Origin of the sequence: Bartonella chomelii, assembly GCF_014138465.1 — a bacterium.
Classification (GTDB): Bacteria; Pseudomonadota; Alphaproteobacteria; order Rhizobiales; family Rhizobiaceae; genus Bartonella; species Bartonella schoenbuchensis.
In genome coordinates this window covers 480,336-496,095 of the sequence record NZ_JACJIR010000001.1, presented here as the reverse complement: position 1 = coordinate 496,095, position 15,760 = coordinate 480,336, and the positions used below count along the sequence as shown (strand labels likewise).

The 15,760-nt window shown below is 35.7% G+C and carries 12 protein-coding genes; 8 read left to right on the top strand and 4 right to left on the bottom strand.

All coding sequences use genetic code 11. From position 1 onward, the window contains the following. Positions 1 to 175: 175 nt before the first annotated feature. Together nhaA and GGR10_RS02090 are read right to left on the bottom strand one after the other, a co-directional pair. The gene (gene nhaA, locus GGR10_RS02095) at positions 176 to 1,537 is read right to left on the bottom strand and encodes a Na+/H+ antiporter NhaA (RefSeq protein ID WP_182479682.1); all 1,362 of its coding nucleotides are present in this window, start codon (positions 1,535 to 1,537) and stop codon (positions 176 to 178) included. A 126-nt stretch (positions 1,538 to 1,663) separates the two neighbouring features. Next, the gene (locus tag GGR10_RS02090) at positions 1,664 to 3,355 is read right to left on the bottom strand and encodes a hypothetical protein (protein WP_182479681.1); all 1,692 of its coding nucleotides are present in this window, start codon (positions 3,353 to 3,355) and stop codon (positions 1,664 to 1,666) included. 357 nt (positions 3,356 to 3,712) lie between these two features. Between GGR10_RS02090 and GGR10_RS02085 the strand changes: the two genes are divergently transcribed. The 8 genes from GGR10_RS02085 to GGR10_RS02050 all read left to right on the top strand — a co-directional run bounded on the left by GGR10_RS02085 (position 3,713) and on the right by GGR10_RS02050 (position 12,218). Next, complete coding sequence (locus tag GGR10_RS02085; RefSeq protein ID WP_182479680.1) at positions 3,713 to 5,485, top strand: SLC13 family permease; 1,773 nt, start codon at positions 3,713 to 3,715, stop codon at positions 5,483 to 5,485. An 886-nt stretch (positions 5,486 to 6,371) separates the two neighbouring features. Continuing rightward, positions 6,372 to 7,043, top strand: a complete 672-nt coding sequence (locus GGR10_RS02080) for a DUF2659 family protein (protein ID WP_182479679.1) — start codon at positions 6,372 to 6,374, stop codon at positions 7,041 to 7,043. Between the two features lie 4 nt (positions 7,044 to 7,047). Next, complete coding sequence (gene der / locus GGR10_RS02075) at positions 7,048 to 8,457, top strand: ribosome biogenesis GTPase Der (RefSeq protein ID WP_182479678.1); 1,410 nt, start codon at positions 7,048 to 7,050, stop codon at positions 8,455 to 8,457. A gap of 1,081 nt (positions 8,458 to 9,538) precedes the next feature. After that, positions 9,539 to 9,961 (top strand): AtpZ/AtpI family protein, encoded by a 423-nt coding sequence (locus GGR10_RS02070; RefSeq protein ID WP_010703454.1) that lies wholly within the window; start codon positions 9,539 to 9,541, stop codon positions 9,959 to 9,961. Between the two features lie 7 nt (positions 9,962 to 9,968). Continuing rightward, the gene (locus GGR10_RS02065; protein ID WP_182479677.1) at positions 9,969 to 10,727 is read left to right on the top strand and encodes a F0F1 ATP synthase subunit A; all 759 of its coding nucleotides are present in this window, start codon (positions 9,969 to 9,971) and stop codon (positions 10,725 to 10,727) included. 52 nt (positions 10,728 to 10,779) lie between these two features. Next, entirely contained in the window at positions 10,780 to 11,010 is a 231-nt protein-coding gene (locus GGR10_RS02060) for a F0F1 ATP synthase subunit C (RefSeq protein ID WP_007477984.1), read from the top strand. Positions 11,011 to 11,145: 135 nt separating this feature from the next. After that, positions 11,146 to 11,727, top strand: coding sequence for a F0F1 ATP synthase subunit B (locus GGR10_RS02055; protein ID WP_182479676.1), 582 nt, complete (start codon positions 11,146 to 11,148; stop codon positions 11,725 to 11,727). Continuing rightward, the gene (locus GGR10_RS02050) at positions 11,724 to 12,218 is read left to right on the top strand and encodes a F0F1 ATP synthase subunit B (protein WP_182479675.1); all 495 of its coding nucleotides are present in this window, start codon (positions 11,724 to 11,726) and stop codon (positions 12,216 to 12,218) included. The genes GGR10_RS02055 and GGR10_RS02050 overlap by 4 nt, the downstream gene beginning before the upstream one ends. Positions 12,219 to 12,581: 363 nt before the next feature. On the opposite strand, the gene glyS is transcribed toward GGR10_RS02050, so the two are convergent. Together glyS and GGR10_RS02040 are read right to left on the bottom strand one after the other, a co-directional pair. Next, entirely contained in the window at positions 12,582 to 14,804 is a 2,223-nt protein-coding gene (glyS, locus tag GGR10_RS02045) for a glycine--tRNA ligase subunit beta (RefSeq protein ID WP_182479674.1), read from the bottom strand. Beyond that, positions 14,804 to 15,748, bottom strand: coding sequence for a glycine--tRNA ligase subunit alpha (locus tag GGR10_RS02040; protein ID WP_078689495.1), 945 nt, complete (start codon positions 15,746 to 15,748; stop codon positions 14,804 to 14,806). Before GGR10_RS02040 ends, glyS begins: the two co-directional genes overlap by 1 nt. Between the last annotated feature and the right edge of the window lie 12 nt (positions 15,749 to 15,760).

The window sequence follows — 15,760 nt, the reverse complement described above, 5'->3', positions numbered from 1 at the left end:
TGAATGCAAATTATACGCACTTTTAAAAGATTCTTGTAGGTATAAATTGCACTTTTTGTTGCCTATGATGAATGACTGAAATCAAAATAAATAATCATGTGCAGTCATTCATGGAGTGTAATTAAAGCCTTAAATGTTTTCAAAGTTTTAGCTTAAAGTAAGCTCTATGGCTTGGTTAATTGCAATTTGTGACACGCTTTTTGTTATTTTTGATATAACAGAGGCCATATCCAAGGCCAATAAGGGCAGAAAGGCCAGAACCACAAAGTACACCAATTTTTGCAGAATCAAGTTGAACAACATCTTTAAAAGCAAGCATTGAAACAAAGATTGACATTGTAAAACCAATACCTGCTAAAAATCCAATTAATAATATACCCGCCCATGCTACATTAGGAGGAAGGCGACATAGACCTGATTTTACTGCTAAATAGCTAGCTGCAATAATACCAAGTGGTTTACCAATACATAGTCCCATGATAATGCCGAGAACAATCAAGAATGATTTGTCGGAAGAGAGGTCAAAGTTTGCAAAGTTAACGCCAGCATTTGCGAAAGCAAAAATTGGCATCACACCGTACGCCACCCATGGATGTAACGCTTTTTGAACCCGTGTTACAGGTGCGATTATATCGCGTTGTCCTCTACGCACTTTTTTTAATGTGCTTGAGATATGATGAAGATCTGTGCTTGTGTTTTTTTCTTGAAGTGTTTCAACTGCGTTGCTTAGCATTGTAAGAGGAGCTACAAGATTACGGGTAGGTAAGACTGGGGTCATCATGCCTAAAATTACGCCGGCGAGTGATGGATGAGCGCCTGTTATCATTAACCCCCACCAAATGATTGCACCAGGCAAAATATAAAGCCACGCTGATGCAAACCCAATCCATTGAAAAAATAAGACTAAAACAATACCTGCTGCTGCGATAGCTAAACCACTGGGATCTAAATTAGTTGAGTAGAAAAAAGCAATAATAAGAACAGCGATAATATCATCAATAATTGCTAATGATAAAAGAATGATATGAAGATTAGAAGGAATTGCTTTCCCAAGAAGCGCGAGAATACCTAATGCAAAAGCAATATCGGTAGCTGTCGGCACAGCCCAACCATAAGTATCCCCCCCATTTAAGTTAATGCTCAGATAAATAATTGCAGGAAGGCAAACTCCACCTATTGCTGCTACAATTGGTAAAATTGCTTGTTTAAAATTAGCAAGAGCACCTTCGTGAATTTCACGCCGAATTTCCACTCCCGCTACAAGGAAAAACACAGTCATAAGAGCATCATTAATCCAAAAATGTAGATCCCATGATAAGTTAAAATAGCCAAAATTAAAGCCAAGAGGTGTATGCCAAAATGCTTCATAGGAAGAGGAATATTTAGAATTAGCAAGTATGAGCGCAGTTGCAGCTGCCAATAAAAGAACAATACCACTTACCGCTTCGATGTGGAGAAAACGCTCAATTGCGGAAAGTGCCCGATTTGTGACGAGAGAGGCTCGATTTGGTAAGCGATTTGAGGATAAATCAGGCATAAAAAACTCCAAATATCAATTTATTCATAGATGCTTTGTTTATAAGCTATTTCTGTATATCGCTTATAGTATTATATGAAGAAAAGAGGGGATGGTAATTCTCCAATTTTAAAACCAATTATGTTTTTAATGAGATGCTTCATTTTTAACAGTAAGACTCATTTTATTAAGAACAGCTGATAGATTATTTTGCAAAGCGGCTTCAAGATCAGATGCTGTAAGCCCTTTATTATCTTTTGCTGCTATTTTTATTTTTAATGTTTGTGGATTTCTAGCAAAATTACCGAGGGCTTTCGAAATATTTTCAGCTTCATCATGATTTTTTAATAATATTTTGGGGCTTTGGGTCACGATTAAATAAAAATTATCATAAAGTTCTTGTTTGAGATCATGTTTATTATCGTTAAGACTTTGTGCAAGATAAGAAAAGATTTTATCAATGAGGCCAGCATCTGTATAATATATGTCAATTTCAGAGATGCCAAGATTTTGAGAAGCAGCAATCATTGCGTCCTTTTGACCAGAGAAGAATGTTTTATCAACATCAATAACTCTAGCTGAAATTTTTCCAGAGCCAATGTTTTGGACGTTGAAAGACATTGCATTAAGCGAAAGGACACGCTCTTTTTCATTGTAAGAGATATCAAGCTTTCCTGAAACATCAAGGTACTCAAAGCCCGTATTTTTAAGAAAATCTAAGTTTTTTCTCTCCATTTTTTTAGGTAAGATTGAAAGGCCATTAAGAGAGAGCAAAAGATTTTCTGGTATGGCTTGTTGCCATTGATCTGATTTTAATTGGAATGATTCAAGATTTGTTTTTATCTGTGGTGTATCAATAATTACTTTATCAATTTTAGCATCAATTGAGGTAATAGCTGAAAGGCCATTTACGAGAATGGCATTTTGTGCTGTTTGATTGTTTGCTTTTTTTGCGCTGAGGTAATCTTGAATAAGTTTTTTAAAAGGCTGATCGAGAGGTTGTATTTTTAAGCCAGATGTTTCAAATTTCCTAAAGGAGAAAGAAGTGTTTTTTTCTTCTCCTTCAAAAATATCAGCTACTACATTACCCAATGTGATAGGGCCAATAACGGTTTCGCCTTGATTCTTGACGTTGTTTTTATCAGAAATGATAGAATAAGCATAACCCACATCAATATTATGGGCTTTTATTGGGTTACCTTTAACGGTTAGATATAGCTTTTTAGTACTATCTGCAGCTGTCTTTGCAAAACTTATATTAGTCGTTATGTCTTTGATACCAACGGAATGAATACGACCATTTTGAAGATTAGAAAGCTGAAAATTCTTGATATTAATTCTTTCAGTTGGCTTATTTTCATCCTCTATGAAAAGTGATATATCTGGTGCATTAATTGATGAAATATCAATACGCATAAACGATTGCAAAAAAGAAGACGTGATCGTAGCATCTTTGTTTTTCAAGGATACATTATTAATAGAGATTTTAGGAATTTGTAGACGAACATTCTTATATGTTAAATCAATATCATAAAGTGTGAAAGCACCAGGAATGAAGGCAATGGGGGGACGTCCTGAAATAGAACCAATTTTAAGTGATGTATCAGCTGGGGTTGGTAGAGTGACGTTAATCAAATTTATTTTACCTAGAATACTGACTTCGGATGTTTCTGCGTTGATAGAACGGCGGGCTATTTCTTTTTGTACAAAGCTATCAAGGTGGGGTTTTGCCATATAAAAACCACCAATAACTATGATTATTAAAATAGCAACAAATCCAATAATATACGTCAACCAATATTTTAGGTTATTGCGATACCAACTATTAAAATTGATCATTATTTTTTCTTTCAGTTTTGTCACTATATGCTGAGAGTATAAATAAATTTCTTTAAACAACGATAAAAGCTCAGATATGATGTATATCAACTACATATCTGTCTATTTCCTTTGATGTAAGATCATCATAATTTTTTTTTCAACAAGCTTTTATCAACTGTCACCAGTTTTTTTCAATATTTTACATGAGACTATAACCATGAATAAGGAACTATGCACTAATTATGACCTTATTTATCATGTTTAATCATTTTTAAGGAATAATAATGTGTCGTTTTTTATGTCGCTGACTAAAGGAACGATTAAAGGGAATATATGATGTTGGTGATTATAAGCTGACAGGGAGTCGTTAGTATTATGACAGAAGATCAAATAATGGCTTTTTCTATTATTGGTCTCATGATGGCTGTTTTTATGTGGGGTCGGTTTCGTTATGATATCGTTGCTGTTTGTACATTGTTAATTGCTTGCATTCTCGGTCTTGTTAATCCGAAGGAAGCATTTAGTGGTTTTAGTAATGATATTGTTATTATCGTAGGTAGTGCGTTTATCATCAGCACAGTTATGTCACGCTCTGGCATTGTGGAATATATTATTCAACGAATGTGGCCTGATGTAAGGTCAGTAAAACTTCAATTAGCTTTTTTAGTTATTTCTGTGGTTCTTTTATCAATGTTTGTTAAAAACATTGGTGCTTTAGCCATTATGCTTCCGATTGCTTTCCAATTTGCTCGCCGTTCTCATGTTTCACCATCTGTGTTTTTGATGCCCATGGCATTTGGTTCTTTATTAGGTGGACTTATGACACAGATAGGCACTTCTCCCAACATTGTTGTTTCAGCTATGCGAGAACGTTTAGAAGGAATCCCTTTCACTATGTTTGATTTTATACCGGTTGGTGCAACAATTGCTGCTATTGGAGTTTTCTATTTAGTATTTTTTTCTTGGCGTTTACCTATTCGTACGCATTCAAGCACATCATTTGATGATGCTGTTGATATTTGTAATTATGTTTCAGAAGTGCGTATTCCCGTTAATTCTCCCATTGTGGGAAAAACTATTATTGATCTCATTAAACCATCAGGCGGTGAAGTTATGGTTATTCAGGTCATTAGAAATAAAGTATCCATTTCACCATTACCAGATTTTGTTTTTGCCAAGGATGATACTGTTCTGCTGGAAGGATCACATACAGGGCTGGACACTGTGATTAATTCAGCTCGCTTAGAATTTGCTACTGGTCGTACTCTTTCTGCAGGTGATAAAGGTAGCCAACTTGATATTGTTGAGGCTGTTATTACAGATAATTCTCCTCTTATTGGTATCAGTGCTAAAAGACTTTCGTTGTTTGATCGCTATGATGTAAATTTACTTGCTTTAAGTCGTCAATGCGAAAGGATACGTGGTAGGCTTGGTGATGTTGTTTTCCGTCTCGGGGATGTCATTGTTTTACAGGGACAGGATATGGTTATTCCGAGCTTGTTAAGAGAATTGAAATGTCTTCCTTTGGCAAAACGCAATATCATGTTTGGTAATTTACGACATGGCCTTATGTCTTTAGCTATTTTATTTGTAGCAATTATTACGACAGCTTTTCAAATTGTTCCGGTTGCATTTTCTTTTTTTTCTGCAGCTATTGCGATGGTCGTTTTTCGGATTCTTCCAATGCGGGATTTGTACCATGCTTTAGATGGACAAATATTGGTGTTATTAGCAACTCTTATTCCAGTAAGTGAAATATTGGAAAAAACAGGGTGCACGGATTTGATTGGTGGTTGGCTTAGCCAAATGGCTGTATTTTTACCACCATCTGGTGCATTAGCACTTATCTTAATTACAGCAATGCTGATAACGCCATTTTTAAACAATGCAGCAACAGTGATGGTTATTGCACCAATTGCGTCAAGTTTTGCTCATTCTCTTCATTATAAACCTGAGGCTTTTTTAATGGCTGTTGCGATAGGCGCTGGGTGTGATTTTCTTACACCTATTGGACATCAATGTACTATGTTGGTAATGGGGCCTGGTGGTTATCGTTTTAGTGATTATGCACGTTTTGGTGCTCCGTTGGCAGTGTTAATAGCAATCGTTGCGGTTCCGATGTTAATGTGGGTTTGGCCATTACAATAGAACAATAGGAAAACCTTTGAATAGATTTTTTTTACTGAGGTGAAGATTTAAGTGGAAAAGCTATGTTTATGCAGAGGTATTTTAAGATGGGGAGATCTATTATGATAAAGCGCAAGCGTTTCCTTGGTATTGTAGCAATGTTTGTCTATTTTTCTCCAGATATTCTTAGTTATGAAAAGCTGGGCATATATAAATTGATAAGGATTTTTATGAACGTTTTAATTGTAATATTGACAGAAATAAGAATGATGTTTGTTGGTTGAAAATTTAATGATTGGCATCACCCTATAAAGTTATTTTTCTGATTTTGAGGCCATTGTAGTTGACACTTGATGTATGAAAAAACTATTTTCATGAGTTAATTTTTAATAATAGTTTTCTAATAGAAGCTATGGAAAGATACAGTACAATAGTTGTTATTTTAAGGTTTTAGAAGTTGTAATGTACACATAGATTGTTAATACAGCTAAACAATGCTACCGGAAATTGGCATGTAATCTATGCGTGTTAGATATTAAGGTGATTGTATCCGGTTGTTATTAGTATATTTGCAATTATCTAGTAGGTAATATAAAGCAGTATGGGCCAAATATTTCGCTTTTGTTTTAAGTTAACAATATAACATTAATGTATAACAAAAGTTGAAGTGATTGAAAGTAACTTTACGCATTTCAATAGGAGTGAGATGCGTAAAAAATTCATGTCAATCAAAAGATAATCGCAAGAGATTTTAGTTCGGTACAGTTATAAAGACAGTTGATAAAGGTATATGTTAATTTTAAATCAATCAACTGACAAAATTAAAGAGTGTTAGTGGATAGGGCTCTATCTTTGTTTATTTATACGTAATAGTGTAGGAATTTAAATTCTTTCTAGGGTAGGGTGCATGTCATACGATAGTTTTATTCGTGAAGTTAATGAAGAGCTCCGTCAGGAAAAAGTCCGTGCTTTTTGGGGGCGTTATAGTTTCTTGATTATTGTTTCAGTTATTATTTTTGTACTAGCGATAGCTGTTTATCAAATTTATCATTATGGGCAAATGAATAAAGCCAGCAAGATTGGTGATACATTTATAACAAGTCTTAATTTGGCGGACTCACTTCAATTTGATGAGGCGATGAATCAATTAGAGAGTGTCAAAACATCTGATTTTGGAGGGTATCCTTTTCTTGCTCGTTTACGTGAAGCTTCTTTGCTGATGCAGCAAGGCAATGCTGTTAAGTCAGTAGAGGTTTTTGATGCGGTTGCGGCTGATAAGAATGCACCGCAGATATTACAGAGAGTTGCAAAAATTCGAGCGGCTTATATTTTAGTTGATATAGGCACATTTAATGATGTAGAAAAGCGTGCCAAAGATATGGCAAATGATATCGATCCTATGCGCATGTCTGCAAGAGAAGTTTTAGGTTTAGCTGCTTATAAAGCTAACAAGATAGATGATGCGATTTATTATTTTCAAAAAATTTCTGAAGAAAATGTTTTAGGACTAAAAATAATTGATCGAGCAAAAATTATGCTTGAGCTTATTCAGTCTGAAAAAAAGGTGAATAAGGGGTAAATTAATGAGCCTCACCATTGCTATAGTTGGCCGGCCCAATGTTGGGAAATCAACATTATTTAATCGTTTGGTTGGGCAAAAATTGGCTTTGGTTGATAATAAGCCAGGTGTAACACGTGATCGGCGTGTTCATGAGGCAAGGCTTCAAGATTTACGTTTTAATGTAATTGATACAGCCGGTTTAGAAGATGCAAGTGATCAAACACTTGAAGGTCGTATGTTTTTTCAGACAAAGGCTGCTATTAAAGAAGCGGATCTTATCCTATTTGTACTTGATGCAAAGAGTGGGGTAACACCAAGTGATTGTAGTTTTGCTTCATTGGTTCGCAAGTCCGGAAAACCGATTGTGCTTATTGTCAATAAATCTGAGTCAAAGATGGCAATAGAAGGAGGATATGAAGCATGGTCTTTAGGTTTAGGTGAGCCTTGCGCAATATCTGCTGAACATGGTCTAGGCTTTTCGGATCTTCGTGATGCAATTGTAAATGCTGTTGGTAAAGATAAGGCTTTTGAGCAAGTAAAAGAAGAGGAATGTGCTCTTACGCGGTGTGTGTCTTTAGATAATGATTTTGACGATTTGGAAGAAAGAGGTTTTGTTTACGATGAAAGCAAACCTATTCGGATAGCAATTGCTGGTCGTCCCAATACTGGAAAATCAACACTGATCAATAGTATGTTGGGGCAGGATCGTTTGCTGACAGGGCCTGAAGCTGGTATTACGCGTGATTCTATTTCTGTAGATTGGGAATGGCGTGGTCGTTGTTTTAAACTCTTTGATACGGCGGGGTTGCGTCGAAAATTAAAAGTTCAAGAAAAGTTAGAAAAACTTTCTGTTGCAGACACTTTACGCGCAATCCGTTTCTCGGAAGTAGTGGTGATTGTTTTTGATGCAACCATGCCTTTTGAAAAGCAAGATTTACAAATTGCTGATCTTGTGATTCGTGAGGGGCGAGTTCCGATTATAGCTTTCAATAAGTGGGATCTTATTGAAAATTGCCAAGAAATATTGGCTGATTTACATGAAAAATGTGCTCGTCTTCTTCCTCAGGTTCGTGGTTTGAGAGCTGTCCCTTTATCAGGCCAGTATGGTAAAGGGATTGATAAACTTATGGAAAATATCATGATGATTCATCGTGTGTGGAATCGTCGTATTTCTACAGGGAAACTTAATCGCTGGCTTGAAACTATAGTTGCGCACCATCCACCACCGGCGGTTTCTGGGCGTCGACTTAAGATTAAGTATATAACACAAATTAAAACACGTCCTCCGGGGTTTATGATTTCTTGTTCACGGTCAGATGCAATGCCTCAATCATATTTGCGTTATCTGTCTAATGGGTTGCGTGATACATTTGATATGCCAGGCGTGCCCATCCGTTTATTACTGCGAACATCTGATAATCCTTTTGCATGATGGAAAAAGGTAACAATTTCCTTTATGTTCTAAGTCATTTTTAGACTTTTTAAAGGTTTAAAATGGGCATTTAATAACTAGCTTTTAAAGAGGCTTTGCTTTGATTTGTTAAGTTTTTGAAACAAAAATGAATGTGTAAAATAAACAAGCAATAATATTGCGTTCATTACAATCAAAGATATGAAATATATTTTTGTTAAATCGCTAAAAGTCAAAAGTTTTATAGAGAGTGCAACAGTTTTTCCTCAGTTTTTCTAAGGTGAAGTTTAATAGTTGTAACGATAATATATTTTTTGAATGACTAATATTTTCAAGGTTATCAATGTTTGAGCTTTTTGTATTTTGATCAATCATGGTTGTATTTGATGTATTAATTCTTGGTTATGCTCTTCTTAAAAATGCTATTTCTTTATCTTTGAGCAGTGTAATGAGGGGAGTTAAGACAGGAGAGATTAATCGTTTTTTCTGCGTTAGAAATAAGCATTTTGTGGGTAAGCGATGCTATGACCTGTAGCGACTTTTGAAATAAAAAAATGTCACATTGAAGCTCTTTATTTGAGGTGCACATGAAAATACTAAAAAGCAAAAGGCTAATTGTATGGGGATGGTTAGAATTCTATTATCGTCATTTATGTATGGCATTATGTATTATTAATATTATAAATTGAGTTAGTTTGTATTGACGTATGGTGGCTAAAATATATATGAATCAAAAGATTCCAATAGAGCAATTGTTTAATAGATTTCTAAAACTGCACAGTAAAATATAGCTTTTAAAAGTGAGAGCAGAAATGCAATTTATTGGTTCTAAGATAGCTATCTTGTTGTTTTTGTTGTTTGATAGTTAAAATTGATATACTTAAGTATTATAGGGTATATTTAAGTATTATAGAACGCATAATGTTAACCAGGAGTTGAGTCATATTATTATGTTTTTCGATGATAAATCATTATTGGTTTATTTATTGATAAAATCCTTGTGATAGACGCTTTTGGGTAGCTTGACGAATGAATTTAGTAACAATATGTTGCAGGAAGCTTTAGATGTATTTTGATTTTGCTTTTGATTAAGGAGCCAATTATGGCAAAGGGCGATAAACCCATTGTGCCACAAAAGGAGGCTGAAGAGAAAAAGCAAAGAGATTCTTTTCATTTAGAGGATTTAGAATGGCGTAGTCAAAATTTGGGATTGGCTTTAATGCGTAAGAAAGCATTAAAGAAACAGGATCTTAAAAATGAGAACAGGGAGTCACAAAACAAGGTAGGGCATGCCGTTAAGTTGTCGAGTGAGTTTCTGGCAAGTGTTATTGTAGGTATTGTTTTAGGGTTGGGATTTGATAAGCTAACAGGTTTGTTGCCATGGGGATTGATATTTTTTCTTTTTCTTGGGTTTACTTCTGGTATAGTAAATATTCTTCGGTCTTTAGGGCACATTGCTCCTAGTCAATTAGGAAAAAATAGCGTATCGCATCAGAATAAAAGGGTCGATAAATTTAATAAATGAGGTTAAAGTGACAGCGCACGCTCCAGATCCTATTCATCAGTTTGAGGTTTCACGGCTGATTAATATTTCTATAGGAAATATGGATTTATCGTTTACGAATGTATCATTTTTTATAGTCGTTACGGTTGTTTTATCTTCAGTATTTCTTTTTCTCTCATCATCAAGTCGTAGATTGGTTCCAACGCGTATGCAGTCTATTTCTGAAATGGCATATGAGTTTGTAGCGTCGACTTTGCGTGAATCAGCTGGCGTACAGGGAATGCGTTTTTTCCCTTTAGTATTTTCATTATTTATTTTTATTTTGGTTGCTAATTTTATTGGTCTTTTTCCTTATTTTTATACTATTACCTCTCAAATTATGATCACTTTTTCATTGGCGATGTTAGTTATCTTGACGGTGATTGGTTATGGTTTTTATAAACATGGGGTTTGTTTTTTAAAACTTTTTGTGCCTAGTGGTGTGCCTGTTATGATTTTGCCTTTAGTCACAATGATTGAGCTTATTTCTTTTTTGTCTCGCCCTATTAGTCTTTCACTTCGTCTTTTTGCTAATATGCTTGCTGGTCACATCACGCTTAAAGTATTTTCTGGTTTTATTGTTTCAATGGTTGGAGTAGGGGTTATAGGTATTGGTGGTTCTGTTTTACCTCTCATTATGACTGTGGCAATTACTGCTCTTGAATTTTTGGTAGCATTTCTACAAGCTTATGTCTTTACGGTTTTAACTTGTATGTATCTTAGTGATGCTGTTCACCCGGGGCACTAATAAATAATGAATTTTAGTCAAATAATGCAATTTCACTTCAAAGGAGAATAATATGGAATTAGCACTTGCAGCAAAATATATTGGCGCTGGTCTTGCCTGCTTTGGTATGGCTGGGACAGCATTGGGGCTGGGAAATATTTTTGGTAGCTATCTTTCTGGTGCCTTACGTAATCCATCAGCAGCAGATAGTCAGTTTGGTCGTTTAGTTTTTGGTTTTGCTGTGACGGAAGCTTTGGGTATTTTTTCGTTGCTTATTGCTCTTTTGCTTCTTTTTGCAGTTTAACCAATTTAAAAAGGTATGTCTGTTTTTGTACAAAGAGCAGACATAGTCTTGCGTTTTTTAATAAAAGGGAAATGACTCAGTTATCATAGGTTCTAAATAAAGGGCCTGAGGTAGTTGTTTGAAGGATAAAATAGGATGTTTATTTCCAGTGCTTATGCACAAGCTGCTGAAACGCCCATAGAACATATTGAAAATGCGGTAGAGCACGCAAACCGCGTGTTTCCGCCTTTTGATTTTGTGCATTTTAGTTCTCACCTTTTTTGGTTGGCAATTTCTTTTGGTTTTTTTTATCTCTTCATTGCTCGGGTGATTGTACCCCGTATTGGAAATGTCATTGAAACGCGTCGTGATCGAATTGCATCTGATTTAGATCAGGCTATGCGTATGAAGCAAGAAGCAGATACTGTGATTGAAGTTTATGAGAAAAAACTAGCAGAAGCTCGTTTACAGGCGCGTATTATAGTGCAAGAGGCAAGAGATAAAATCAAAGAAAAGGCTGATTTTGAACGAAAAGAAGTTGAAAAAGAATTAGAGAAAAAGCTAGCAACTGCTGGAGATCAAATAGCAGAAATTCGAGATAAAGCTATGCAAAATGTTGGTTTAATTGCAGAAGAAGTAACTCGTGAAATTGTTAAGAAATTGCTTGATATTGATGTGAGTGAAGAAGTTGTCAATTTAACTGTTAAAGCTACGAGCTGTAAGGAATCACAAGGATGACTGATACATTTTGGGCTTTTATTGGATTAGTTCTTTTTTTAACTCTTTTAGTTTATTTTAAAGTTCCAACTATGGTAGCGCGTAGTCTCGATATGCGGACAAAGCGTATTACGGATGAGCTTGATGAAGCTCTTCGTCTTCGTGAAGAAGCGCAGGAGATATTGGCTGAATGTCAGCGCAAATGTGTAGAAGCAGAAAAAAATGCTCAAGAAATTATTGCTGCTGCTAAGAATGAAGTTTCAGTTATTGTTGCTGAAGCTCGCACAAAAACAGAAGAATATGTTAAAAATCGCAAAAAAATGGTAGAGCAAAAAATTGCTCAAGCAGAAGCAGATGCAATTCGAGTTGTTTCTCTATCTGCTATTGATTTAGCAATTTCTTCCTCACGTACGCTTATTAATAAGGAATTAGATTTTAAGGAATCTAAAGATCTTATTGAAAAATCTCTCACTAAAGAGTCTCTTTCCAAAATGAAAGAGTACCTTAATTAATATTGTTTGAAGAGTTTAAAACGCTGGTCTTTTACTTTTAGGAGCAAAGCTTTGGGGGAAGTAGATTTGCGTAGACTTCCAAGAATTGGTGCTTTTATCAAACAAAATATTTATTGAATATGATTTTTATTTTTCGAGGTTGATCAAGAATTTCTGACTTTTACCTATCCTCGATTTATGTTTTCTAAATTTTTCGTCAATTTATTAGAAAGTGTAATTTCTATTTGATTTTTACTGTTTTGAAATTATTTAAGGCACTATCAACAAGTAGTTTATTATTTTGAGCTATTTTCAGTATAAAAAGCATTTCAAAAATAACAAAAATTATTTTTATCATTTTTAAAATTGAAAGAACGTTAGGTTTTAGATTGCAAGCTTCGAGAAATCCGTGACATTTTGTGTGATTAAGCGGATACGTTCAAGAAGAGCAAGACGATTAGCGCGAATAGCGGAATTTTTATCGTTTACTAATACTTTTTCAAAAAATGTATCAATAGGTTTTTTTAGTGGTACAAGGGCATTGAGTGCAAGTGATAAATTAGTTGCATTAGTCTGATCATGAAGCTTTTTTTCTGCGTCAATGATTGCTTGATATAATTGTTTTTCTTCTATTTCGCTAAAAAGTTCAGGGTTAAGTGTGTTTATTGTTGTGATATCTTTAGATGGTTGATTTTCAAGAATATTTACGACACGTTTTACAGAAGCTAAAAAATCATTTCCATCATTTGTGTTGATGAAAACAATGAGTGATTCAATACAACGTGCAACTAATAAAAAATCATCAGCATCTTTGGTTAAAACTGCTTCAATAGCATCATAACGAGCTCCTTCATCTTTAAGATAAATTTTCAAGCGTTCATGTAAAAATGACAAGAGATCTGATAAAATATCTTTTTTTGTTTCTGAAAGAGTATTTTGTTGTTGTTTAGCTTCTATTTTGGGGGAGGTATATTTTATTTTTTGTTGTAAAAAAAGATCCACCGCCTGATCAAAGAGGGGCATAAGATTAATTTTCCAATCACGTGAAAGCACAAGCTTTATAATTCCTAGTGCTGCTCGCCTTAATGCATAAGGATCTTTTGAACTGGTTGGTTTTTCATTAATAAGCCAAAAACCAACAAGTATGTCAATTTTGTCAGCTAATGCAACTGCTATAGCGATAGGTTCACACGGGATGCGATCTGTTGGTCCTAGAGGTTTGTAGTGATCTTCGATTGCTTCAGCCACGTGGGGATCTTCTCCTTGGAGAAGTGCATATTTTCGCCCCATCAGCCCTTGTAGCTCAGGAAATTCGGCAACAATTCCTGTTTGCAGATCAGCTTTTGCAAGTATTGCTGCACGTTTTGCCAATAGAGGATCTGCTTGCACTAAAGGTGCGATTTTTTGCGCTAAAGCAGCAATCCTTTCTACCCTTGCACCTTGCGTCCCTAACTTGGCATGGAAGGTCACATTCAAATAATCTAGCTGTGCCATTCGCTGATCAAGAGGTTTATTTAAATCAAGATCAAATTTTGCAGCAGAATCTTTCAAATGCGCGATATCCGGTAAATCATGCTGATCTGTTTGCCAAAAATAAAGTGCATCGGAAAGACGAGCGCGTACAACTTTACTATTACCCTTGGTAATTTCTTTACCACCATCATTTGCAAGAACATTGGAAACGAGGATAAAATGATTAGATAGTTTAATCTTTTCCCCCTGTTTGCGAGTGACGAAGCATTTTTGATTAGCTCGAATGGTTAAGCGGATAATTTCTGGAGGAATATCAAGAAAAGTCTTATCGAAATCGCCCATAAGGACGACAGGCCATTCAACAAGTCCTGCGACTTCTTCCAAAAGCGCATTGTCTTGAACAAGCTCTAAACCATTTGCAAAACAAAGATTTTGAGCATCTGCTAAAATAATATTTTTTCGCCTTTCTGTATCCAGAATAACTTTGTGAGCTTCAAGTAGAGTGACATAGTCATCAAAACGGCGTATTTGGATAGGTTTTCCATCACTTAAGAAACGATGACCATAGGTTAAATTATTACTTTTAAGAGAACCAACTGTAAATGGAACGATGTGTGTTTCGCCAATTTCTGGTCCGAAAACACAAAGAATATTTTGTAAAGATCGGACCCATTTCAAGGCTCCAGTTTGGGCTGAATCTTGGCCCCAACGCATGGATTTTGGCCATGGAAAATTACGGATAATATCAGGCAAAATATCAGCAATAATTTCTTCTGCAGCCCGACCTTTTTTGGTGATTTTAGCGACATAAAAATCACCTTTTTTATTATCATGTACAATATGTGCTTCAGAAATATTATTAAGGCCTGTAGCACGCAAAAAACCATCAATCATATGCTGCGGTGATTTTGTGCTGGGACCTCTGCGTTCCTCGTGGGTATCTTGTGAGCTTGTAGAAAGACCACGTATATCTAATGTTAACCGGCGGGGTGTCCAATATTCACAGGCAGCTTTATAAGTTAATCCTGCATGAACAAGTTGATCAGTAACACACTTTTTGAGATCAGAAGCAGCTTTACGTTGCATCCGAGCAGGGATTTCCTCACTAAAGAGCTCGAGAAGAAGATTAGACATTAGATTTCACCTTTCGTATGAGCTTGACCAGCCTCAGTTGATAGAAAGGCTTCACCACAACGGCGTGCTAGATCACGGATACGAAGAATATAACTTTGTCTTTCGGTTACAGAGATAACACCGCGTGCTTGAAGAAGATTAAAAATATGACTAGCTTTAATGCATTGATCGTAAGCTGGTAAAACACATTGATGGTAGCTATTTTCTTTGTTTGGTTTTCCAACTTCAAGCAGTGCGATACACTCACGTTCTGCATCAATAAAATGTTGATGTAGCAATTTGGTATCAGCAAATTCAAAATTATAATGTGAATATTCCTGTTCTGCTTGTAAAAAAATATCTCTATAACTTATTTTGTTTGCGCCATCTAAACCATTAAAATTAAGATCATAGACGTTGTCAACTCCTTGGATGTACATGGCTAAGCGTTCAAGCCCATAAGTAATTTCTCCTGAAACTGGCATACACTCAATGCCGCAAACCTGTTGAAAGTAAGTGAATTGAGAGATTTCCATTCCGTCGCACCAGCATTCCCATCCAAGTCCCCAAGCTCCAAGTGTTGGGCTTTCCCAATCATCTTCGACAAAACGAATATCATGCAGTTTTGTATCGAGGCCAATAGCTTGTAGAGAGTTAATGTAAAGCTCTTGTAAATCTGGAGGAGAGGGTTTGAGAAGCACTTGAAATTGATAATAGTGCTGTAAACGATTTGGATTTTTACCGTACCTACCATCTGCTGGACGCCGGGAAGGCTGGACATAAGCCACTTTCCAAGGGCGTGGTCCTAATGAACGCAGCGTTGTAGCTGGATGGAAAGTCCCAGCGCCTACTTCCATATCATAGGGTTGCAGAATTGCACATCCATATTGAGCCCAGTAATTTTGCAAAGTTAAAATGAGCCCTTGAAAAGAACGTGCAGGATTGAGATACTCAGGGAAGTTCACGTTTGATACTCT